Origin of the sequence: Paenibacillus plantarum, assembly GCF_013141695.1 — a bacterium.
Taxonomy (GTDB): domain Bacteria; phylum Bacillota; class Bacilli; order Paenibacillales; family NBRC-103111; genus Paenibacillus_E; species Paenibacillus_E plantarum.
On the sequence record NZ_WHNY01000075.1, the window covers coordinates 277961 to 300469 of the forward strand.

At 45.9% G+C, this 22509-nt stretch carries 16 protein-coding genes; 14 read left to right on the plus strand and 2 right to left on the minus strand.

The genetic code is table 11. The features are described from left to right. Nucleotides 1–12: 12 nt before the first annotated feature. The 4 genes from addA (at nucleotide 13) to GC096_RS29230 (ending at nucleotide 10124) form a co-directional block, all read left to right on the plus strand. Nucleotides 13–3975, plus strand: a complete 3963-nt coding sequence (addA, locus tag GC096_RS29215; protein ID WP_171635225.1) for a helicase-exonuclease AddAB subunit AddA — start codon at nucleotides 13–15, stop codon at nucleotides 3973–3975. Nucleotides 3976–4020: 45 nt separating this feature from the next. Next, the gene (locus GC096_RS29220) at nucleotides 4021–5202 is read left to right on the plus strand and encodes an exonuclease SbcCD subunit D (RefSeq protein WP_171635226.1); all 1182 of its coding nucleotides are present in this window, start codon (nucleotides 4021–4023) and stop codon (nucleotides 5200–5202) included. Between the two features lie 112 nt (nucleotides 5203–5314). After that, nucleotides 5315–8797: an AAA family ATPase gene (locus tag GC096_RS29225; protein ID WP_171635227.1), complete on the plus strand. Its 3483-nt coding sequence runs from the start codon at nucleotides 5315–5317 to the stop codon at nucleotides 8795–8797. Nucleotides 8798–9020: 223 nt separating this feature from the next. Next, nucleotides 9021–10124: a chymotrypsin family serine protease gene (locus GC096_RS29230; RefSeq protein ID WP_246303039.1), complete on the plus strand. Its 1104-nt coding sequence runs from the start codon at nucleotides 9021–9023 to the stop codon at nucleotides 10122–10124. A gap of 113 nt (nucleotides 10125–10237) precedes the next feature. Here the strand turns inward: GC096_RS29230 and GC096_RS29235 are convergent, their stop codons facing one another. Next, a complete protein-coding gene (locus GC096_RS29235) occupies nucleotides 10238–11494 on the minus strand; it encodes a CapA family protein (RefSeq protein ID WP_246303041.1) in 1257 nt (418 codons plus the stop codon). A 227-nt stretch (nucleotides 11495–11721) separates the two neighbouring features. Between GC096_RS29235 and GC096_RS29240 the strand changes: the two genes are divergently transcribed. Further along, nucleotides 11722–13659 (plus strand): stalk domain-containing protein, encoded by a 1938-nt coding sequence (locus tag GC096_RS29240; protein WP_246303082.1) that lies wholly within the window; start codon nucleotides 11722–11724, stop codon nucleotides 13657–13659. An 84-nt stretch (nucleotides 13660–13743) separates the two neighbouring features. Here the strand turns inward: GC096_RS29240 and GC096_RS29245 are convergent, their stop codons facing one another. Then, nucleotides 13744–15666, minus strand: a complete 1923-nt coding sequence (locus tag GC096_RS29245; protein WP_171635230.1) for an FAD-dependent oxidoreductase — start codon at nucleotides 15664–15666, stop codon at nucleotides 13744–13746. 185 nt (nucleotides 15667–15851) lie between these two features. Here GC096_RS29245 and rsgA point away from each other — a divergent pair, with 185 nt between their 5' ends. The 9 genes from rsgA (at nucleotide 15852) to yqfD (ending at nucleotide 22505) form a co-directional block, all read left to right on the plus strand. Beyond that, complete coding sequence (gene rsgA, locus GC096_RS29250; protein ID WP_171635231.1) at nucleotides 15852–16922, plus strand: ribosome small subunit-dependent GTPase A; 1071 nt, start codon at nucleotides 15852–15854, stop codon at nucleotides 16920–16922. A gap of 90 nt (nucleotides 16923–17012) precedes the next feature. After that, nucleotides 17013–17363, plus strand: coding sequence for a histidine triad nucleotide-binding protein (locus tag GC096_RS29255; protein ID WP_171635232.1), 351 nt, complete (start codon nucleotides 17013–17015; stop codon nucleotides 17361–17363). A 114-nt stretch (nucleotides 17364–17477) separates the two neighbouring features. Then, the gene (rpsU, locus tag GC096_RS29260) at nucleotides 17478–17651 is read left to right on the plus strand and encodes a 30S ribosomal protein S21 (RefSeq protein WP_028558020.1); all 174 of its coding nucleotides are present in this window, start codon (nucleotides 17478–17480) and stop codon (nucleotides 17649–17651) included. An 8-nt stretch (nucleotides 17652–17659) separates the two neighbouring features. Then, nucleotides 17660–18103: a GatB/YqeY domain-containing protein gene (locus tag GC096_RS29265; RefSeq protein ID WP_171635233.1), complete on the plus strand. Its 444-nt coding sequence runs from the start codon at nucleotides 17660–17662 to the stop codon at nucleotides 18101–18103. 166 nt (nucleotides 18104–18269) lie between these two features. Next, a complete protein-coding gene (locus GC096_RS29270; protein WP_171635234.1) occupies nucleotides 18270–18935 on the plus strand; it encodes an NfeD family protein in 666 nt (221 codons plus the stop codon). A 14-nt stretch (nucleotides 18936–18949) separates the two neighbouring features. After that, a complete protein-coding gene (floA, locus tag GC096_RS29275; protein ID WP_216626290.1) occupies nucleotides 18950–19939 on the plus strand; it encodes a flotillin-like protein FloA in 990 nt (329 codons plus the stop codon). Between the two features lie 18 nt (nucleotides 19940–19957). Then, on the plus strand, nucleotides 19958–20419 hold the full coding sequence (locus GC096_RS29280; protein ID WP_171635235.1) for a YqfB family membrane protein: 462 nt from the start codon (nucleotides 19958–19960) through the stop codon (nucleotides 20417–20419). A gap of 576 nt (nucleotides 20420–20995) precedes the next feature. Continuing rightward, complete coding sequence (yqfC, locus tag GC096_RS29285; RefSeq protein ID WP_171635236.1) at nucleotides 20996–21274, plus strand: sporulation protein YqfC; 279 nt, start codon at nucleotides 20996–20998, stop codon at nucleotides 21272–21274. A gap of 37 nt (nucleotides 21275–21311) precedes the next feature. Next, nucleotides 21312–22505, plus strand: a complete 1194-nt coding sequence (yqfD, locus tag GC096_RS29290) for a sporulation protein YqfD (RefSeq protein WP_171635237.1) — start codon at nucleotides 21312–21314, stop codon at nucleotides 22503–22505. Nucleotides 22506–22509: the final 4 nt, after the last annotated feature.

Here is a 22509-nt window from a genome sequence, read left to right on the forward strand (position 1 = left end):
GGAGCGTATCAGGTGACACAACAGCAAGAACCTAAACCTATCGGTAGTACATGGACGGATGATCAATGGGACGCGATAACCCTCAAGGGTCAGAATATGTTGGTTGCCGCTGCTGCGGGCTCGGGAAAGACTGCCGTACTCGTTGAACGTATCATCCGACGGATCTCCAACGAGTGGGAGCCAATCGATGTAGATCGATTACTCGTTGCTACCTTTACGAAGGCTGCAGCTTCCGAAATGAAGCATCGTATTCGAGAAGCGCTTGAGAAAGAACTCATGAAACAGCCGCATTCCCAACATTTGCGTAAGCAGTTAGCACTCATGGGGAAAGCGTCCATTACTACGCTTCACTCCTTTTGTTTAGAGGTTGTACAACGTTATTTTAGTCTTATCCAATTAGACCCTGGCTTTCGGATTGCGAATGAAACAGAAGCAGATTTACTTCGTCAAGATCTGCTTGGCGAGATGCTAGAAGAATATTATGCGGCAAGTGCTGAGAACAGTGCCTTTTGGCAATTGGTGGATTCTTTCAGTGGTGAGCGCAACGATAGCGCAATTATGCAGCTCATTCAGAAATTATACGATGTATCTCGCAGTCATCCTTGGCCAGAGCACTGGTTAAGAGGAACAGCTTCTATGTTCGGGCCGCGAGCACATCAAGCTGACCAAGAGAACGTGGATGAGGCAAAAGCGATTGTTGAAGAAGCCTTGCCTTATGTTGCCGCGACATCTGCACCTGTGGATTATTCACTATGGGAGCAAAGTCTTATTCGTGATCTTTCCCTTGAACTTGAGGGAGCAGCGGACTTGCTAGGACAAGCCATCCATATCGCAGAATCCCCAGGAGGTCCTGCTCCATATATCGATAATTTACGCGATGATTTGTTGCTCGTTCAGAATTTGCTGGAAACAACGACATACCCATGGTCCGTCTTGTATCTTGGTTTTCAGACGGTTGAGTTCGGCAAGCTCAAAGCCTGCAAAGGCGATGATTATGATAAAGGACTGCAAGAAGAAGTCAAAGAACTACGGAACAAGGCCAAGGATCAAATTAACAAATTAAAAGAAGAATTGTTCGGCCGGACACCAGAGCAATTTCATCAAGAAATTGCCATAATGGCTCCTATATTGCACGTCCTTGTCGATCTTATCGTTGATTTTGGCGCAAGATACCAAGCGGCTAAAGCAGCGAAGGGTCTGATTGACTTTGCTGATTTGGAGCATTACTGCTTGCAAATTCTTAGTGCACCTGGGTCCATGCCTGGCGAGTTATATCCTTCGGAGGCTGCACAAGCGTATCGGAAACAATTTGCTGAAGTGCTTCTGGATGAATACCAGGATACGAATCGTGTCCAAGAAGCCATTGTTGAGTTGATTTCAACAGCTAAACCTGGGAATCGGTTTATGGTCGGCGATGTGAAGCAAAGTATTTATCGGTTTCGACTAGCAGAGCCTGGTCTGTTTTTAGAGAAATACAAAGCGTATCGTTCTAACAAAGAGTCAACATCTGGTGGAGAAATGAACGGTGGGAGAATTGACTTAGCTAGAAATTTCCGAAGTCGTCTGCAAGTCGTCGATGCAGTTAACTTTATTTTCAAACAAATGATGAATGAAACTGTTGGTGAAATTGCTTATGATGAGCGTGCAGAGCTGGTCTATGGAGCGGGATATCCGCCTTCGCTATCCGATTGTTCTGTGGAGATGCTGATCATTGACCGTGCGAAAGACGGCGCTGACAAAAGTGATGCGTTTACGGAAGAATCGGAAGAAAATAGTGAAGAGTTTAACGCTGAAAGCGCTGAGAATGCTGCGGATCCTGCAATAGAAGCAGAAGAACTGGAAACCGCACAGTTGGAGGCACGTACCATCGCTCTTCAAATCAAGGGTTTGTTAGGTGCTGAGAATCAAGGAGCTTTTCAGGTTTTTGATAAAAGAACTGGCGGCAATCGGCCGGTAACCTACAGGGATATCGTAATTTTACTCCGAGCAACCCAAGCATGGTCTCCCATTATAATCGACGAGCTGAAGAAGCAGGGAATACCTGCTTATGCTGAGCTCAGCACAGGGTACTTCTCGGCAACCGAAGTCGAGACGATGCTCTCCTTATTGAAGGTTATCGACAATCCGTATCAGGACGTACCTTTGGCTGCTGTTTTGCGATCACCTATGGTGGGGTTAACTGCGGAAGATTTAGCACAAATTCGAGTTGCGGATAAATCTGTAGCATTCTATGAGTCTGTACTGCGGACTGCTGGGCAAAATACCCAGAATGAGAATGACCAGTTGTCGATGAAATTGACCGTGTTTCTAGAACAATTAGAACAATGGCGTAATGACGCGAGGCAGGGCTCACTTGCTGACTTGATCTGGAGCATCTTTAGACAAACCGGCTATTATGATTTCGCTGGCGGTCTGCCTGGCGGTATGCAAAGACAAGCCAATTTACGGGCGCTCTATGATAGAGCTAGACAATATGAGAGTACATCCTTGCGTGGATTATTCCGCTTTTTACGATTTATTGAGCGGATGAAAGAAAGCGGAGGCGATCTTGGAACCGCGCGTGCGTTGGGGGAACAGGAAGACGTTGTACGAATTATGTCTATTCATAAGAGTAAGGGTTTGGAATTTCCTGTGGTATTCGTAGCGGGAATGGCGAAAATGTTTAATCAACGCGATTTGAATGAGGCATTTTTATTGCATAAAGAGCTTGGCTTTGGGCCGAGATTTGTAGATACGACGCTTCGTGTTAGTTACCCGACGTTACCTTCACTTGCCATTAAAAAGAGGCTGAAGCTAGAGCTTCTTGCTGAAGAAATGCGAGTTCTTTATGTCGCTCTTACGAGAGCGCGCGAGAAATTGTACCTATTAGGTACTGTGAAATCTCTCGATAAACTTCTGCGCGGATGGGGACGTCACTTATCAAGAGAGGCTTGGTACTTGCCTGATTTTGAGTTGGCTAAAGCGAAGAGCTATCTGGATTGGGTAGGACCGGCATTGCTTCGTCATCCGGATGCAGCCTTGTGGCGAGATAGACTTGGCATTAGTGATATGTCTTCTGAAGTACGTTTACTGCGTGATTCCTCGCAATGGAAACTATCTGTCATTACGCCAGAAAGCTTACAGCAATTAGATGTGTTAGTAGATTCGGCATTCGAGCCAGATCAGGATCGATTTATGGCCATTCAGCAACGAGAGGTTGTCACTACATCGGGGAAATGGAAAGATGCTTTAGATGAGCGTTTATCCTGGCAATATGATTTTCCAGACGCGCCTAAACATTTTGCCAAAACGACCGTTTCGGAGATGAAACGATTATCTGATATTAACCGAATCGCAGATGAGTTGGAGTCACCGAACTCTGTGGATATCACATCAATACTGGGGCCTGCGACAGTAACCAGTCAACCAGTTCCTTCGATTTGGCGTAGACCGAGATTTATGGAAGAGAAGAAACTGACGGCGGCAGAGAAAGGGACAGTTGTTCATGCCGTTATGCAAAATATGTCCCTATCGGAATTGCCTACAGAGGCAAGTATCCAATCGACGCTCCAGGAGATGTTGGACAAACAAACAATGACGCAGGACCAGCGCGATGTGGTAGATATTCCTGTCATATTAAAGTTTTTTGAGACGTCGGTTGGCAAAAGAATGATTCAGTCACATCATGTTCAGCGTGAGGTTCCATTCAGTTATGGACTTCCTGCAGATGAGGTTTATTCGGAAACAGATCCATCTACACTTGGTGAGACAGTGCTCATTCAAGGGGTTATTGACTGTTTATTTGAAGATGAACTGGGACTCGTTCTCGTTGATTATAAAACGGATGCTGTTAGAGGAAGCACGGAAGCGGAACTTCAGCTACGCTATGAGAAGCAAATAAGCTTGTACGCGCGAGCTGTGGAACATATTTGGAAACGTCCGATACACGGAAAGTACCTCTATTTTTTTGACGGAGCGAAGTTGGTTGAAATGTAGTAATAGAAAACGGAAGCCAACCCAGGGGTAGGAAGGAGATGAGACATGCGAATTTTACACACAGCGGATTGGCATTTTGGACGAGCCTTGGAAGGTCGAAGCCGGATGGAAGAACAAATTGCGTTTATGGATGAGCTCGTGCGCATCGTAGAAGATCAAGCCATTGATCTAGTGTTGATCGCAGGAGATATTTATGACAGCGTGAATCCGCCTGCTGCAGCGGAGCAGTTGTTTTATGAAGGCATTGCCAGATTAGCAGATGGCGGGAAGAGGCATGTAGCGATTATCTCAGGCAATCATGATCATCCGGATCGGCTTGCAGCTTCGGGTCCACTAGCAGCAACGCAAGGCATCACTTTGATAGGTTTGCCAATTCCAGAAATTCAGTCGATTGGCATAGCGCGTACGGGTGAGCTTGCACGACTAATTGCTTTGCCGTATCCATCGGAGTCACGATTGAAAGAGTTGTTGTCCGAAGTTGCAGAGGAAGAAGTGCTGCGTAGCAAATATTCAGAACGAGTCGGGACACTCATACGTAAACAAGCTGCTTCTTTTGAAGCTAGCACAGTAAATTTGATTATGAGTCATTTGTATGTTTTAGGAGGGCATGAAACGGATTCTGAAAGACCTATTCAGGTTGGCGGTGCTTATACAGTTGATACAACGGCTTTGACAGCAGGTGCGCAATACGTTGCCTTAGGTCATTTGCATCGTCCTCAAAATGTGAAGGCCGCATCACCCATTCGATATAGTGGATCACCGTTAGCCTACAGCTTCTCGGAAGCGGGCCAAGCCAAATCGGTTACGATACTTGATCTTGCCCCAGGGCAGGTAGCCGAGCCAGAAGAGATTTTTTTGACCTCAGGTCGCCCCTTAGTGAGCTGGAAGGCGAAGGAAGGCATAGGACAAGTTCATCAATGGTTAGAAGAGCAGCGGGATAGCACGGCATGGATCGATTTGGAGATTACGATGACATCTGCGATGTCTATTGAACAGATACAATCGTTACGTAAAGCATACGAAGGATTCATTCACATTCGCCCCATATATCCAGAAATGGAAGTTGTGCGTTCGGCGATGCCAAGAGCGGCTTTTTCGATGGAAGAGCATTTCACGCGCTTCTATGCGCGCCAAACGGGAGGCGCACAGCCTGAGCCTGCGTTAGTTCAATTATTTTTGGAACTGCTGCAAGAGAAAGATCTGGGGGATTCCTCTGGAGGCGAGTAATTGAGCAGGGAGAGATCTACGACTACGTACGTGAGAAGAGAGTATGCGAAGTGTTTTCCCCAATTAGTACTTGTGGATAACTTTGCGATGTGTATGAAAGGAGGAAAATACATTGCGTCCAATTCAGTTACAGATGTCTGGTTTGCAAAGCTATCGAGAGCTGCAAACGATCGATTTTAGCCAACTCGTGGATGCGGGCGTGTTTGGTATTTTTGGACCAACAGGCAGCGGGAAATCATCGATCTTAGATGCGATAACGCTATCCCTCTACGGCAAAGTAGAAAGGGCAAGCGGTGGCACACAAGCGATCATGAATCATGCGGAGCAAACACTTTTCGTTTCTTTTACATTTGAACTGACGAACGCATCGAGCACAGCGCGCTACCGAGTAGAGCGGCAATTCAAGCGCGGAGCTGAAATGTCCATCAACGGAACGATTTCTCGTCTCTTACATATACGCGATAACGAAACTATTGTGCTGGCGGATAAGGCAGGCGAAGTCAATCAACAGATTCAGAACATACTCGGTCTGTCCATGCAGGATTTTACAAGAGCAGTTGTACTCCCACAAGGAAAGTTCGCAGAGTTTCTGACTTTGACAGGCAAAGATCGCAGGCAAATGCTGCAACGTCTTTTCCATCTTGAAACCTATGGGGATCAATTAAGCGCAAAGGTCAGCTCTAAAGTAAAGGAAACGGACAGCGCCGTTAAACAGCTTGCTGCTGAACAGCAGGGCTTGGGCGATGCGACCACTGCAGCTTTGGAGGAAGCGAATAGAAGACTTCTTGAAACGGAACAAGAGGCGGTTCGAAGTCGACTTCATTTGGAGCAACAGGAGAAGGCCTACGAAGAAAACAAACAAGTCTATCAATGGATAAAGGAATCGGAAGGTCTTGAACAAGAGCAGCGAAAGCATCATGAACAAGAAGAGCTTATTGCTGAAAAAGAACAGATCCTAAAGCTGGCTGAACAAGCTGAGAGGGTTATTCCCTACTTGGATCAACATAAACTGGCTGCTAAAGATGTGTTGTCAAACCAAGCACTTCTTGAAACAGCAACATTATCCCTAGCTAGCTCGGAAACTGATTTTCAGCGAGCATCGGTTGCTTTTGATAAAGCGGGGCAGGATCTAGTTGCACAAGAAGGGCCATTATTGCTGCGTTTGGATCAATTGGAACAAGCGCTTGTGATTGGACAGGAGCTCGAACAAATACAGTCGCAAATTCGAGCAGCACAAACACAAGAAGCTGAAGTGAAATCAACCTTATTGAATTTGCAAGCGGATATGTCGAAAGCACATGAAACGAAACAAAAAGCAGTTGCCAAACAAACTGAACTGAAAGCTCAATTAAAACTGGTTGAGACGGATGCTGCGAAGAGGCAACAATTGCAATATGCTGTGCAGGAGAAAAAGGCTATACTTCTTCTTCAGGCTCAAGAGCTAGAAGCACAACGAAACAAAGTTGACAAAGTGAATGCATGTAACACTGTGGAGCAATCGAGAGCATTGATTTTGGACAAACAGAGAGTGTTGTATACTCGGCTTTTAAGTTGGTTTGAAGCTAGTGCTTCGATTGAATGGCAATTGCAGAAACAACAAGGCTTATCTACAGCTTTCTCGACTGGCCTGCAAGGGTGGTTGGAAGAGCAAAGAAAGCGATTGAAACATCAAGAACGTCATGCCTTGGCTGCTTTGTTGGCTGCAGAATTGGAAATGGGAGAATCGTGTCCCGTGTGTGGTGCTCTAGAGCATCCAGCGCTGCATAAGAGTAGCATAAACGCAGAGGATCCGGATAAGAACAGCCTTTCTGAAACCTTACTGCATCAAATCGAGCCGTACTTGCAGCAAGTGAAAGAAAGTCAGTATCAAGGGTTGCAACTCATTCGAAGTATGGCGGATCAACATAAGCAGGCTGCAGATTTGAGTTTCCCTGATGAAGCGATAAGTAAACAAATAGAAGAAGTTGCTGGACGGGACCTTGCGCTTCAAGAAGCTGCCGCAGGTCAAGAAATCGGTGATCAAGCAAGTTCACTTAGTTCGCTTATGGTCATGAGCTTGGAAGACTGGCAAAAGGCATGGGAGAGTGTGAATTCAGCTTCTCAAAACCTTGCTTCTCAAGTGGAAGCATCTGGGAAGGCATATGAACATTTGCTCAAAGAACATGTACAATTGACACAACAAGATTTAGTCCTAGGAGCGCAAGCGCAAGCGGCTGCTAGCTTGGTTGTAGAAGCTGAAGCTAGATTAAGTGGCCTGACGGCTGCTATCCAAGATCAAGTTCTCCAGTGGCAAGAGCGATTTGCAGAGCTGAGCTGGGAAATTGTTGAAGAACAACTCCAACAGATCCTTGATCATGAACGGATGGCGGATGAGCTGCGTGGCCGCATTGAGAAAAGCATCCCTTTCCTCGAGGAGCTACTCGTTAATATCGAGAAGCTACAGCATGCTGCGCAGGAGCGCGAGCGTACGGCTTTGCAGCTCCATGAGCGCCTAGAAGGGCTCGCGCTGCTCGCCGCCGACAAGTCGCGGCAGCTCGCTCTGCGCGCGCCTGGCGCGGCGGTGCCGCAGCTCATCGCGGAGGCGACCTCCGCGCTTGCGCAGCTGCGGCAGATCGCGCAGATGACCAAGCTCGCGCACGCTGCTGCGCAGCGCGAGCAGTCCCTGGCGGCGCAGCGCTACAGCGCCGCCGCCGAAGCCGCTGCCGCCGCGGCGCGGCAGCTGGCGCAGACCGAGCGCGCGCTAGCCGGCGCGCTCGAGAAAGTCGGCTTCGCGTCGCGCGAAGCCGCAGAGGCAGCGGCGCTGGCGCCTGAGCAGCGCCGCCAGTGGGCGCAGCTCGCGGCGGAGCACCGCGAGCGCGAGCAGGCGCTGCGCGCCCAGCTGGCGCAGCTGGCAGCGAAGCTGCAGGGTCGCGTGCTGAGCGCGGCCGAATGGGCACAGTCGCAGGCGCAGCTGAGCGACGCGAAGGCCGGCGCCGAGGCCGCGCTAGAGGCGCGAGCCAAGGCGGCGCAGGGCGCCAGCGAGCTCGCTGCGCGGCACTTGCGCTGGTGCGAGCTCGAAGCGCAGCGCGCTGAGCAGGCGACGCAGCTAGAACGGCTTGGCAAGCTGCAAGCCGTGCTCAAGGCCAATGCCTTCGTCGAGTACCTTGCCGAAGAGCAGTTAATGCAAGTAAGCCGCGCGGCATCCGAGCGGCTGGGTGAGTTAACGCGTCGACGATATGGGATTGAAGTCGACTCGGGCGGAGGTTTCGTCATTCGTGACGATGCGAATGGCGGTGTGAAGCGACCAGTTGGCACGCTATCGGGTGGAGAAACCTTCCTCACCTCGTTAGCGTTAGCATTAGCCTTGTCCGCTCAGATTCAGCTGAAAGGCGAATATCCTTTGGAGTTTTTCTTCCTTGATGAAGGCTTCGGAACGCTGGACCAAGAGTTGCTGGACATGGTTATTGGTGCGCTGGAGAAGCTGCATACAGATCGACTAGCTGTAGGTGTCATCTCGCACGTACCCGAACTCCGCGCTCGACTCGTTCGCAAATTAATTGTTCAACCTGCAGAACCATCTGGCCGTGGGAGCCGCATTTCTCTTGAAGAACTATAAAAAAATTTATTAGTAAACACCACTTTATATCTCGAAATAGTCCGTGAAGATCAGCTTTCACTCGCTGCGCATCTCACTTTCTTATCACCCCCATTAAGGCTAATGACCCACTATCGGTCATTAGCCTTTTTTTTGTTTCCTGCATGGCCCTTAGGTAAAGGCATCATGCCGAATCGTACAAGTTGGCATACACTGCACCAACATGACGAAAAGGGGAATGTGCATGGCAACATTTCATGAAGCACTGAAACATAAGAATCGTCTCTCGCCTGTATTATTGAAAAGGGCAGAGGTTATGGGCGTAGGCGTCGGGTACGCAGATCCCAAAAAACCAACCGCAGGTGCGAGTGTCATTGTATACACCCACCAAAAAATCGTGCCTTCAGGATTAAATAATCTGAAAAGCGTTGCTTCTAAATTAGGTTCGTCTGTTCCCGTGCGTTTTCTCTCTGCGGATTCTTTCAAAGCACATGTGTTAAAAGTACCTAAACCCAAGATGTACAAAGCAACTTCTTTTCAAAGTAGAAATCGTCCAGTACCTGGCGGAGTAAGTATTGGTAGGACGAATCCCTCCGCGACAGGAACTGCAGGTTTAATTGTCATCAAGAATAATCAACTTTATATCCTAAGTAACAACCATGTGTTGATCAGAGATAATTCTTCCGCATTTTCTGAAACGGTTCAACCTGGTCCGGCAGATGGGGGGAGATCAGGGACTGATCGAGTAGGAAGAGCGTATCAATTTGTTCCGTTACGCCCTGGTGAAGTTAATTTTCAGGATTCGTCAATTGCCCTTCCAACCTCAAATAACCTATTAAACCCAAGATATTTACGCAATGCATCGGGCGACTTAATTACAGTGCCAGGCCATCTACTAAGTTATCCTGTTGGTCTTCAAGTGTTTAAATCTGGTCGAACTTCAGGAACTGTTAGGGGAACGGTGGAGTCTAATAATGTGGATGTACGTGTATCATATGGCGGTAGTTTGGGTACGCTGCTGTTTCGCAATCAGACTGTCATTGTTGGAACCTCGGGTCCAGTATCGCTTCCAGGTGATTCAGGCTCTGTTTGGCTCCGTTCCAGCGATCGTTATGCGGTAGCACTCAATTTCGCGGGTCCGGCGGATGGCTCTCGTTCCATTAGTAATCCGATCGGTGTAGTTATGGCATCTTATGGTGTGCGTACCGCTATTCCGGCTGCAGGTGGCACGTATAAAGCAGGTAAAATAAAAGGGACTGCACCTCATGGTGATGCGTCTTATGTACAGCCTTTAACAGCGCAACAACGGAAGCGTACTAGAGCGATTTTGGTGAAATCCCATAAGTAAATAAATCTAATAAATAGAATTCCGATGGCTATTCACTTAAAACGAGGTGATCGCAATCCTTGTTTCTGTTTAATAGCCATCGGCCATTCCTTTTACATATTTCCACGACTCACTCATTTACTGGCAAACCCAGTCTCTGGTCGAATCGTCTGCCCCTCGAGTGCCACCCCATAAGAAATAGACTTCAAATAAGCTAATTGCTTTTCTGCATAAACGGAACCTTTGGAGACGATTTGATTTTTTTCAATGTAAAAAGGTTGAAAAGACATCTCGATTTGCCCATCATCGAACTTCAAATGGAGCAGACCCGTGTCCGCTTTTGGGCCGGTTACGTAGTCAGGGAATAGGAAATTACCGATCGAATAGGCAATAGGCTTGCCTTTGTAATACTCAAAACCTTGCAGTACATGCACGTGACTCCCAATGATGGCATCTGCGCCTGCATCTATCATTTGTTTAGCGAATTCGCGCTGCCAAGCCTCAGGGCGATTATTCATCTCCACCCCCCAATGCAGGTAGACGAGTACATAATCAGCATCCTTACGTTCCTGAGCAATCGCATCGAGCACTGGCTTTCTATCGTAGGCCTGAGCAATACCAGGCTTGTTCTTGCCTGCAAACCAATCTCCAGTTGGGATGAACCGAGAGAAAGCGAGGAATTTCACCGTTTTTCCCTTCAAACTTACACGCTTTGCCTGGTACGCCTCTTGGGCATTCAGACCACCTCCCACATAGAGCAAGCCAGCTTTATCTAAATGGGAAAGTGTATCGAGAAACCCCTTTTGCAAGAAATCCATAGAATGATTATTGGCCACGGACACCATATCAAAACCTGCATTTTTCAGACCAGTAAGTGATTCAGGATTCGATTTGAAATTGTAGATCTGATTGGTATCTTTTTCATTCTCCAGGGTTACTGCCGTTTCCAGATTGACGAAAGAGAAATCAGCCTGTTCAATCTCGGATTGAATATGCACGAAGGGATAATCAGGTCCGTTACGGTTGATCGCTTCTTTGACAGACCAATCGAACATCGCATCGCCAGCATAGAGAATATGTAAGGGTTCTGACCTATCTTGTTGGGTTGGAGCTGGTTGTACATATACGACATTCGGAGAACTATCATCATTGATTGTGCTGAGAATGGAGGGAGGTGTTTGACTCATATCTTCATCTAATCCAGTCACCTTCGTCGTTGGTAGGGGTTCCAAAACATGTAGGTTGTTTAAATCCTGGGTAGCTTCAGTTGATTTTGATTCATTAGCAGTTGACTTCATTCCAATGGGCAAGGGGTTAAGGGCGGCTTTACAACCAACAAATAACGAACATATACAAACTGCCATCAGGATAACTGCTCCTTTATTTTTCATGTGATGCAAACCCTTTCACACTCTTATTTTCTATATTTTAACAATGGTTAATTGCAAAAGGGATCGAACCGTCGTGCTGAAATCATCAAATTTGGGTCAATTTTGCCTGATAGGTAGTGGGATTTTGTAATTTTTTAAGTAATATGCTACTTTTCCGTGACTCATAACGTATCAAGTACATGCGAATATTTTAGAACATCATGAAAGGGAGTATATAACTATTGAAAATGAATAAACGAATAGGAATTCTTTCACTGGCTGTTGGTATTCTTGCGGCGGGTATGGCGGGGGCTCCAGTACCTGTACGTGCGGATGTTGTTTGGGATCATTGGAAACAAGCGGACTCGTTGCAAGCGTCTGGAAATTCCAAAGCAGCGGTTCCTCATTGGATATATCTAGCTGACTACTATGCAGGTGCAGGGGACTGGGAGAATGCGGCTCTTTTCAGTGGCAAATTAGACAAATATTTTGATGAGATCGGTGATTATGATCAAGCGATTCATTATTATGAACAGGAGAATCAATATTGGGTCAATGCAGGCAAGGATTGGGGCGCTGTCAAGTTGCAGCGTGCTGATCAAATTCGGACAACCGTTGAATTATATCGGGAAGAGAATATCGAGAGCATCGTCGAGGATCGCTCCGAATCTGCCGGATCACGCTTGGCTAAGTTTGAACCTGCATATGGTACATATTTAGGCATATATTCCGAGCAAGATCCTAAAGTCGGTAATACTTTTACTAAAATGCAATCCGTCTACGGCAAAAAGCATGCGATTTACTTAGCTTATGCTCATTGGGGGCAAGGTTTTCCATCCTCCTATGCGAAGCGCGCCAAAGATGCTGGTGGTGCTTTGCAAATCGCTTGGGAGCCAGATGATGGGCTAGATCCTGTTACAGATGGAGCTTATTTAAGGAGCTGGGCGAAAGAGGCGAAAGCTGCTGGAATTCCAATATTTTTACGTTTTGCAGGAGAAATGAACGGTGCATGGGTGAAATGGCATGGGAATCCTGCGCAGTATATCGCGAAGTTTAGAATGCTTCATGATGTATTTGCGACAGACGCGCCTAACGTGGCTATGGTGTGGAGCCCTGGGGATGTACCGGCGAATGATATCGATCCCTACTATCCAGGTGATGCGTATGTGGACTGGGTTGGTGTCAGCTTATACATTGAGCCTTACGAAAATGGAGACCCATCACTGCCATCCATGCTTGCGACGAGTAACGTAGAAAGACTTACAAGATTGTACAACACTTATGCAGATCGTAAGCCTTTGATGCTGAGTGAGACTGGCGTTCCGCATTATTCACATTCGGCTGGTGAGGATTACACGGAATGGGCGAAGCTGAACCTACAACGGTTGTATGAAATTATGCCTTACAAATATCCAAGATTGAAAGCTATTACGTATTTTAATGTGGATCAGCAAATGAATAACGCAAAGAACGATTACTCGTTATCGACTTCCTCTGACATTCAAAGCTATTACAGCCAGTTGATTGCTAATCCGTATTTGCTTTCTGAAGTGAAGGACGCAGCTAAACCTGCGGACCGTGTAGGATATGTGCCGATTGATGCGGATCATCAAGCATTTACGAAGCAAACGAGAATCATTCCTTTTATCAAAATACCTGAAGTATACATTGGTAAAGTGGAGTATCTACTGAATGGTCGTGTTATTGCTACCCAAACGAGTTTACCGTACGGGTTGGATCTCAAAGCTGGCGAGGTGCCAGAAGGCTCTGTTCTTCAGCTGCGTATCTTGAATAAATCCGGCCAACAAGTGGCGTTCCGCACGTTTGGCATATCATCACAAGTTTCCGTGAATATCAATGGTACTGTACAGCAATTTGAACAAGCCCCAGCCATTGTAAATGGATCGACATTTACACCGCTTCGAGCTATTTTCGAAGCAATGGGAGCTAAGGTTGATTATGAAGCAGCAACCCGATCTGTCACGGCAACCAAAGGGAACACGACTGTAAAGCTGACACTTGATCAGAAAACGGTCAATGTGAATGGCAAGCCGATTGAGTTGGAAGAACCAGCCAGACTAGTCAATGGTTACACACTTGCGCCTGCTAGATTCGTAGGAGAAACTTTTGGCGGTATTGTCAATTGGGATGGGGCAACGAGAACAGTGTCCATTACCAGCAAATAAAGCGAAAAAGCTGTTTCAATTTCTGACAACACGTCAGATCTTGAACAGCTTTTTATTTGTTATCGCAGTTACGTTTGCACGAATTTATACGTTCTGTAAAGCTTGTTCCACTTCCTGTACGATGGATAATGCCGCGCTGCGTGCACTCGAGAATGCGCGTTCAGCAAGCTCGCCTTTACCTGTGCAGCCATCTCCACAGAAGTAGAACGGAATATTTTCCACACGAGTTGGCAAAAGTCGGTTGGTTGCAATGTTTTTCACACTGGATACCATGGCTTTCTTCGAAACACGTTTTACCGCGGTAACATCGCGCCAGCCTGGGTAATGCATGTCGAATAGTGCTTCCATTTGTGAGGTTTTATTGTCCAAATAGGCCTTGCGTTCCTCGTCGTTATCGAACTTATCACTAAGGTAGGCGATACCTTGAAGCAGTTGACCACCTTCTGGGACAAGTGTATGATCCGTTGCGGAAACATCGCTGATGAATAATTTATTATCCATGTCACTGATGTAACTGAATGGTCTAGCGACAACGGTGCTTAATCCAATATCATAAACCATAACTTCGGTTGCTGTGTTGGACTCGTATGGGGCAAGGAACGGCTCCCAAGCCGAACCTTTAAGTAGTTTTACTACTTGTTGAACCGGCATTGCGAAGATCACTTTATCGAACGCCATTTCACGGGTTTTCGTTTTTAAAACAAATTTACGATCCTCATAACGAAGTCCGTCGACACCTTCTTGCAAAGCGATTTCCCACTTACCGGAAGAGGTCATCTTCTGTTTTAGTTGATTTGTGATGACAGCCCAGCTGCCCAAGACATAGTTAACCGGTTTGCTAGACAAGAACAAGTTGTGATAATACTCGCTAATTACAGCGCCGGACACGTTGCGAGCATCTTCAGGTGTAATAAAGAAGTTGGAACAAACCAAATGCTCCCACAGCTCTTTAACATCTTCGTCGGCGTTAGATTCGGCAAGATAGTCTGCTAGTGTAGCGTAGTTTTTAATATTGTGAATATTAGCAATAATGGCCGCGATTTCACCTACAAAGCGAACTTTTTGAATCGTGCTTAGCAGATCTGTTTTGAGTAAATTAATGGCATCCAGCGGCGCGGTTGTAAGTTGATTATGCTTTGCATAGACGACTTTGCGTTTATCTACTTGTTTAGAGGAGAAGGACAGACCGAGCTCACGTTCCATCGTAGTCAGTGTATGACGATCAATTCCGTAGATGGCATGCGCACCATAGTTGAGCGTGAAACCTGCTTTCTCATACGTAAAGGCTCGCCCTCCCAACTGTGGACTGCGCTCAAATAGAATACCTTCAACGTGTGGATTTTCTGATAAATACGCGGCTGCTGTTAATCCAGCTAAACCTCCGCCAATAATAGCTACTTTCATTCGCTTTTCCTCCTTGGGGACGGGTTCTACCTGCAGCGATGCGTAAGGTTCCTCAGAACGAAGACCTACCCAAAGCCAGGCTAAGTTGTTTTTCATCATGGAGAGTAGGTCGGCATCATCTTGATTGCACCAAGTAAGAATCGTTCCGGTATACATGCATACGAGTAGTTCAATCTTTTTGGGCTCCGGGAGCCAGTGCATTAAGCTTTGAGTCAAGACTTTCAATTGCTGTAGTTCTTCCGATTTTACCGTATCATTTTGTAGAGAAAGTGCCTGCAAACTACGAATTAGTCTCGGTGACATTTGAATATTCGACGCTAAGTCTAAAAATAGACGATTAATATGACCTTCTAGCGATTGTACCTTCGAAGGGGGCTGTTTCACCCACTCCTGAATCAATTGTGTCTGTTTGCTGTATAACGCTGAAATGATGGCATCTTTACTTTTGAAATAATGATAGAAGGTTCCTTTGGAGGTGCTGGTTGCTGCGATAATATCATCGACAGAAACATTCTCGTAGCCTTTCTCCATGAACATCGTTAGGGCAACTTCCATCATCACATCACGCTTTTTGCGGGTCGAGGCTCTCATGAATTGACTCATCCGCTCACTCCATTCAAACGATCCATTTACACTTATTATATGCAAAAATAGACTTGCAGTCTACAAGTGAATTGACCGGTGTCAAAAAGGATCCGCGGATTAAATAATCTAACTCATTCTTTCCCGTGTGAGGCTTATCGGTTCGGTATATACTTCACATTAGAACCCCTTGAGAGGATGTAAATATGAACTTGAATAAAGCAGATTTAGGATGGCATGTAAGTTTCGAAAAAGCATTTGAACCCTTTCTTAACGAAGAAGGATTTGTCGCAGGCCGCGTCTCCTTAGAACATAAACATATGTATCGCGTTCAGACGGAAGTTGGCGAAGTGTTGGCTGAAGTTTCTGGCAAACTGCGTCACCAAGCTCTACGTCGTGAGGATTACCCTGCGGTAGGGGATTGGCTAGTGATATCAATCCGTGAAGGAGAGCAGCGAGCTGTGATCCATGCCGTGCTTCCTCGTCGAAGTAAGTTTTCCCGTAAAGTGGCTGGACAAGTCACGGAAGAGCAAATTGTTGCAACCAATGTAGATACCGTTTTTCTGGTAAATGCTTTGAATCAAGATTTTAATGTTCGTCGAATTGAGCGCTACCTAGTACTCGCATGGGAGAGCGGCGCTAATCCCGTCATCGTATTAAGTAAGTCTGATCTATGCGAGAATCCAGATGAGTTAGCGGCTGAAGTAGCGGCTGTTGCCATTGGCGTACCCATTCATATTATTAGTTCTGCCGAAAATCGAGGCTTAGATGAACTTGCTGCCTACATGACTCGCGGACAGACGGTTGCACTTCTAGGCTCATCAGGGGTTGGGAAATCAACCTTAGTGAATCGTATTTATGGCAGAGATATTTTGAACACGGGAGATATTCGATCCGGGGATGACAAAGGAAAACATACGACAACCCATCGTGAGCTGATTTTACTGCCGGATGGCGGTATTTTGATCGATACACCAGGAATGAGAGAACTGCAGCTTTGGAGCGCTTCCGAAGGGTTGAGCACATCCTTCCAGGATATTGAGGAATTCGCCGAGCAATGCTTCTTTCAAGATTGTAAGCATGAGAATGAACCGAAATGTGCGGTGAAATCTGCGCTAAATTCGGGAGCTTTGTCCGCGGAGCGTTTTCAGAATTATGTGAAATTACAGAAGGAACTGGCTTATTTGGCTCGTAAAGAGGACAAAGGACTTCAAGCCGCTGAGAAGGCAAAATGGAAGAAGATCCACCAATCCCTCAAAAGTCAACCTCATCGCTAATTCCGATAAGATTTGGATTGGATTTTTTGAACGCTTTCCGATAAACTTATAACTAAGTATGATAACAATGTCGGGAGGACGAATGGATCAATGAGTGATTGTATTTTTTGTAAAATCATTGCGGGGGATCTTCCTTCTAAGAAAGTCTATGAAGATGATCAGATTCTAGCTTTTCATGATATTCAGCCAGCAGCACCGATTCACGTCCTTATCATTCCGAAGAAACACTTTGCTTCTCTATCGGCAGGACAGTCGGAAGATTGGGCAGTCGTGGGGCAAATGCAGCGTGTGGCTGCGCAAATTGCTAGAGAGCTAGAGGTAGAAGAATCAGGTTATCGTGTGATCACGAACATTGGAGCAAATGCGGGTCAAATTGTTCATCATTTGCATTATCATTTGATGGCAGGTGCTAGATTGGCACCCCTTGGGGTCCATAACTAATCTTTCTAGTAGGAAAGATCAGTTTTGCGATTGACACCCTAATTACTATCACCTATAATGAGATTTGATGAACCGTTTTGTCTTAGATGGTCTGTTCGGAGGGAGGGAAAACTGTTGTCAGAAACTCGAGTTCGTAAGAACGAAACTATAGATGCTGCACTTCGTCGCTTTAAGCGTTCCATCGCTAAGGATGGCGTTCTTGCAGAAGTAAAGAAACGTAAGCATTATGACAAGCCTAGCGTTAAGCGTAAGCTTAAATCTGAGGCTGCTCGTAAAAGAAAGTTCTAGGAGGCAACATGAGCTTAAGCGATCGATTGAACGAAGATATGAAACAAGCGATGAAGAGTCAGGACAAGTTTAAGCTCTCTGTAATTCGAATGGTACGTTCTACGATTAAGAATTCTGAGATTGATCTGAAAAGACCCTTAGACGACAATGAAGTGCTTGATGTTCTAACTCGTGAGATCAAACAGCGTAAGGATTCCCTCCAAGAATTTAGTAAGGCAGGTCGTGATGATCTAGCCGACAACCTGAAGGCGGAACTTGTTATTCTAGCTGAGTACATGCCGCAACAGCTTTCTGAGGAAGAAGTGAAAGCCATTGTACAGCAGACCATCCAGCAAATTGGTGCTTCTTCCAAAGCGGATATGGGCAAAGTGATGACGGCATTGATGCCTCAGGTTAAAGGACGCGCTGATGGTAAACTTATCAATCAGTTAGTTCAACAATTATTAGGTTAATACCAAATATGTTTTGTGAAGACCAAGTGGATCATTCCATTTGGTCTTTTTTCTTCTACATGTTTAAGTGCTTTTTTTAAATTTTCTACTAAATTCCGAAACAGTTCATAAGTTAATACGTACATACCTTATGAGAAGGAAGTTTGAAGGGAAGGAGTGAACGACGATGTTTCTCGATAATCTATCCGCGTTTCTGACTCACCCTGTGACAGGTACCGTATTATTGATGGTTGGCATTATTGGTATAGCGCTGGAACTGCTTTTTTTCAGTAGTGGATTGTTGGCCTTGGCGGGGGTTGCTGGCTTTGGTTTATATTTCTTAGGTTTTTACTTGGCTGGCTTTGCGAGTTTTGGTGACTTGGCTGTCTTAGGACTTGGTTTGGTTCTCTTGATTCTAGAATTGGTTGTGCCAAGTTTCGGAATTCTAAGTGTTCTAGGGGCGATTTGCCTATTCGGCGGTGTACTGATGGCTTCTTCAGATCCTAAGGAAGCAGCGTACATGTTAATTATTGCTTTGCTAGTCGCCCTTGTAGTTGTCATTGCTGCAATTAGGACGTTTAAACATCGCGGCGTTTGGAACCGTTTCATTCTGAAGGAACAGCTAACCACGAGCAAGGGCTTTACATCGAGCCCTGATCGATCTAATCTAGTTGGTTTGACGGGAGAAGCCATAACGCCATTGCGACCTGCTGGAACGGCATTAATTCAAGGAGAACGTGTTGATGTTGTCACGCATGGTGGTTTTATTTCGGTCAATAAAGCAATAATCGTTGTGGAAGTTGAAGGAGTTCGTGTTGTAGTGAAAGCTGTGGATGACCAACCAAATCATTAGGAGGATACAAACAAATGACGATTGAACCAGGCTTATATTTGGTGCTGCTTGCAGCCATCATTATTATTGTATTATCGATTTTACTTAGTGTTGTTCCCGTTATGCTATGGATTTCTGCGCTGGCTTCCGGTGTGAGAATCAGCATTATTACTTTGATTGCTATGAGACTCCGTCGGGTAACGCCAAGTCGCATTGTGAACCCAATGATTAAAGCAACGAAAGCCGGGATTGATCTTAGTGTCAATCAATTGGAAAGTCACTACCTAGCTGGAGGTAATGTTGACCGTGTTGTGAACGCATTAATTGCTGCGCATCGTGCCAAAATTCATTTGGAGTTTGAGCGCGCGGCAGCCATTGATTTGGCGGGTCGTGATGTGTTGTTAGCTGTTCAAATGAGTGTAAATCCACGTGTCATTGAAACGCCGAATGTTTCAGCCGTCGCGAAGAACGGTATTGAAGTAAAGGTCATCGCGCGAGTTACGGTTCGTGCAAACATTGATCGACTCGTAGGTGGAGCCGGTGAAGAGACCATTATCGCGCGTGTCGGAGAGGGGATCGTTACAACCGTAGGTTCCAGCGAATCTCATAAGGATGTCCTAGAAAATCCAGACATGATCTCCCGCACTGTTTTAGGTAAAGGCTTGGATGCAGGGACAGCTTTTGAAATTCTGTCAATTGATATTGCGGATGTGGATGTTGGTAAAAATATTGGTGCTCATTTGCAAACAGAGCAAGCGGAGGCAGACAAACGGATTGCTCAGGCGAAAGCAGAGGAACGCCGCGCGATGGCTGTTGCAGCAGAACAGGAAATGAAAGCGCGAGTTGTTGAAATGCGTGCTAAGGTTGTTGAGTCGGAATCGCAAGTCCCACTTGCCATGGCTGAAGCGCTGCGAAATGGTCAATTAGGGGTCATGGATTATATGAATCTCAAAAATATTGAATCTGATACACAAATGCGTTCCTCTTTAGGCAAAGTCAACGATGGAAAAAATGAAAAAGAATAAGGTTTGTGAGGTGATCAAATGGAACAGCTGATCGCATTCTTATTTAAGAACTGGTATTTGGTCATTATAGCGTTAACCTTTTTCTATCAAATACAAAGCAGACGCAAGCGAGCTGAGCAGAAAGCTTCAAGTAAAGGTATGCCGACCTTTGGAGACGGCCCAGGCGACGCTAGAAGGCCTGTAGAAGCGAAGAAAGTGCAAGTAGGACATATGGCTCCATCTGGTCGTTCGGAACGCGTACGAGACGAATTTAGTCAGTCTGGTCTTGGTAAAGCAACCGCAACAGCTCAGAAGCAGAAGCCATCACCCTTCACGCCAGTTGTGAAAAGTGGAACAGCAGTAACTTCACCTATTTATGCTGATGAGATCTCAACCGCAAGTCAATTTCCAGATCAACCGAATCGGGATCAAGTTCTTCAAGGCGTTGTTTGGGCAGAGATATTAGGTCCGCCACGTGCCAAAAAGCCATATCGTAGATGAAATGATGTAAGTAACGCCCTTTTGCAATTGCGAAAGGGTGTTTTTTTTGCGCACACGCCAGGATCTATAGCATGAATCTAATTTGTTGAGTCGGAAGGGCGACTTGGTCGGATGGGGAATTCGTGAATTTCCTGTCCTCAGATGATTAGATGGATTTTATACAGTTACTTTTCCGAAAATTCCGATTAATCCCAACATAGATGGAAAACCTGCAGTTAATTTTGACCATTTTACCCGATCTAAACAAAAGTAGCAGTTTTAACTACATGTTTTACATTTAAATCGAATTTTTGTGAGGATTTCTCATAAATAGATGTACATTTTCCAGTTAAACAAATGTGAAAAGTACTTGTCTCTCTAAGCCTATTAACACCACCAACAACTTCCGACCTTCGAGATCACTTGCCATATCCTCTGATCCTCTGCGTCCAAGCCGAACAGTTACGCATGTATCCAAAGAAGACGGTGCAGTCGTTTATTCAGCATAAAAGCGGCTGCTGTCGCATAATTTGGTAGAAAGTCTATGCGCCTTTTCTGCATTCTCGATCTTCTAGTTAGAGGGGGTACTGCCCAGCTATGCGTCGCTTGACCCGCAAATGGAACCAGTTCACGGCCAAGATCCTTGATCTTCCCCAAGATGTTGTACAGGATTTGCCGCGAATCACGATGATCGGCAACGTACAGCTTTATGTTGAGAATCACCGGGGCGTACTGCATTTTTCCAGTGAGATTCTGAAGCTGGAGTTATCGAAAGGAACGCTGGAAGTATGCGGCCAACAGTTGGTCATAAGAGCGATTCTTTCAGAAGAAGTATTCATTGAAGGCATCATCGATCATGTAAAATATATGCCTTAATGTAGTGGTAGTGCGAATGAGAACTGGAGGCTGAGTCATGAAACAATCCCTATTCATTGCCCGTTTGCGTGGCTATGTACGCATACAAATTAGAGGCAAGGACTGCGAAAGGTTGATTCGTCCCATGGTGGAGGGGGGCTTCTCCATTTGGGATATTCAAACTGACAAAGATGGGAAGCTGGAGCTGTGCATTCTGATCAAAGATTTCTTCCGACTTCGGCCGCTTTTGAAACGGACAGGCTGCAGAGTACATGTGGTGGAGCGATTTGGGCTGCCATTTTTTATGGATAAAATTGGACGGAGAAAAGTGTTATTTGGCGGTATAGCTGCTTTTATTATTAGTCTCTATGTGCTCACGTCATTGGTGTGGCAGGTGTCAGTGGACGGTAATGACCGTATTGCATCGTCTGACATTTTACAGGCTGCATCCAAGCAAGGCATCCATAAGTTTCAGTGGAAATTTAAATTGGACAAGACCGAGGAGCTCTCTCGTGCTATTCAGCAGCAACTTCCTAATGCAGCGTGGGTTGGCGTCGAAATTCGTGGAACGCACATTACCATTAAGGTTGTTGAGGCGACCATCCCCGGAAAAGATCCATTGAAAAACCCACGTAACATTGTGGCCTCCAAAAGTGCGCTCGTAACGGAAATACAGTCGGTGAAAGGAAAACCGATGGTTAAACCGAATACCTATGTTCGCAAAGGGGCTATTTTGATCTCAGGTACGATTGGTGATGAGCAAAATAGTCAAATCGTGGTTGCAGATGGTAAGATAAAGGGAGTGGTCTGGTATACCTCCCGAATTGAAGCTCCGCTTACGAAACAATATAAGGTCTTCACGGGTGAAACCGAACATCGAAGTTATCTCGTAATAGGTTCAAGAGCGTTGCAGCTTACAGGCTATGGAAAGACGGCATTCGAACATTTTGAAACGATACCTGATCGCAAGACACTAGCTTGGCGCTCATTTTCAATCCCTCTAGGTTGGCTTCATGAGAAAATAATGGAGGTACATGTCGTCGAAGAACCGGTAGAAGCAGCGAACGCGAAAAAGGTCGGTCTAGAGCAAGCTAGAGCCAAATTATTGGCTGCTGCAGGCGAGGATGCAAGGATCGTTGGAGAAAAAATTTTGCATGAAAAAACAGAGAATGGTAAAATTTATATAGACGTTCATTTTGAGGTCGAAGAGAATATTGCTGAAGAACAACCAATAGTGACACAAGGAGAATGAGGCC

Coding starts and splice junctions, on each gene's coding strand:
- yqfD (WP_171635237.1), top strand. CDS start 21,312: ATGAAACAATCCCTATTCATTGCCCGTTTGCGTGGCTATGTACGCATA.
- yqfC (WP_171635236.1), top strand. CDS start 20,996: ATGCGTCGCTTGACCCGCAAATGGAACCAGTTCACGGCCAAGATCCTT.
- rsgA (WP_171635231.1), top strand. CDS start 15,852: ATGAACTTGAATAAAGCAGATTTAGGATGGCATGTAAGTTTCGAAAAA.
- GC096_RS29265 (WP_171635233.1), top strand. CDS start 17,660: ATGAGCTTAAGCGATCGATTGAACGAAGATATGAAACAAGCGATGAAG.
- GC096_RS29235 (WP_246303041.1), bottom strand. CDS start 11,494: ATGAAAAATAAAGGAGCAGTTATCCTGATGGCAGTTTGTATATGTTCG.
- GC096_RS29230 (WP_246303039.1), top strand. CDS start 9,021: ATGGCAACATTTCATGAAGCACTGAAACATAAGAATCGTCTCTCGCCT.
- GC096_RS29240 (WP_246303082.1), top strand. CDS start 11,722: ATGAATAAACGAATAGGAATTCTTTCACTGGCTGTTGGTATTCTTGCG.
- GC096_RS29220 (WP_171635226.1), top strand. CDS start 4,021: ATGCGAATTTTACACACAGCGGATTGGCATTTTGGACGAGCCTTGGAA.
- GC096_RS29255 (WP_171635232.1), top strand. CDS start 17,013: ATGAGTGATTGTATTTTTTGTAAAATCATTGCGGGGGATCTTCCTTCT.
- GC096_RS29280 (WP_171635235.1), top strand. CDS start 19,958: ATGGAACAGCTGATCGCATTCTTATTTAAGAACTGGTATTTGGTCATT.
- GC096_RS29270 (WP_171635234.1), top strand. CDS start 18,270: ATGTTTCTCGATAATCTATCCGCGTTTCTGACTCACCCTGTGACAGGT.
- GC096_RS29245 (WP_171635230.1), bottom strand. CDS start 15,666: ATGAGTCAATTCATGAGAGCCTCGACCCGCAAAAAGCGTGATGTGATG.
- floA (WP_216626290.1), top strand. CDS start 18,950: ATGACGATTGAACCAGGCTTATATTTGGTGCTGCTTGCAGCCATCATT.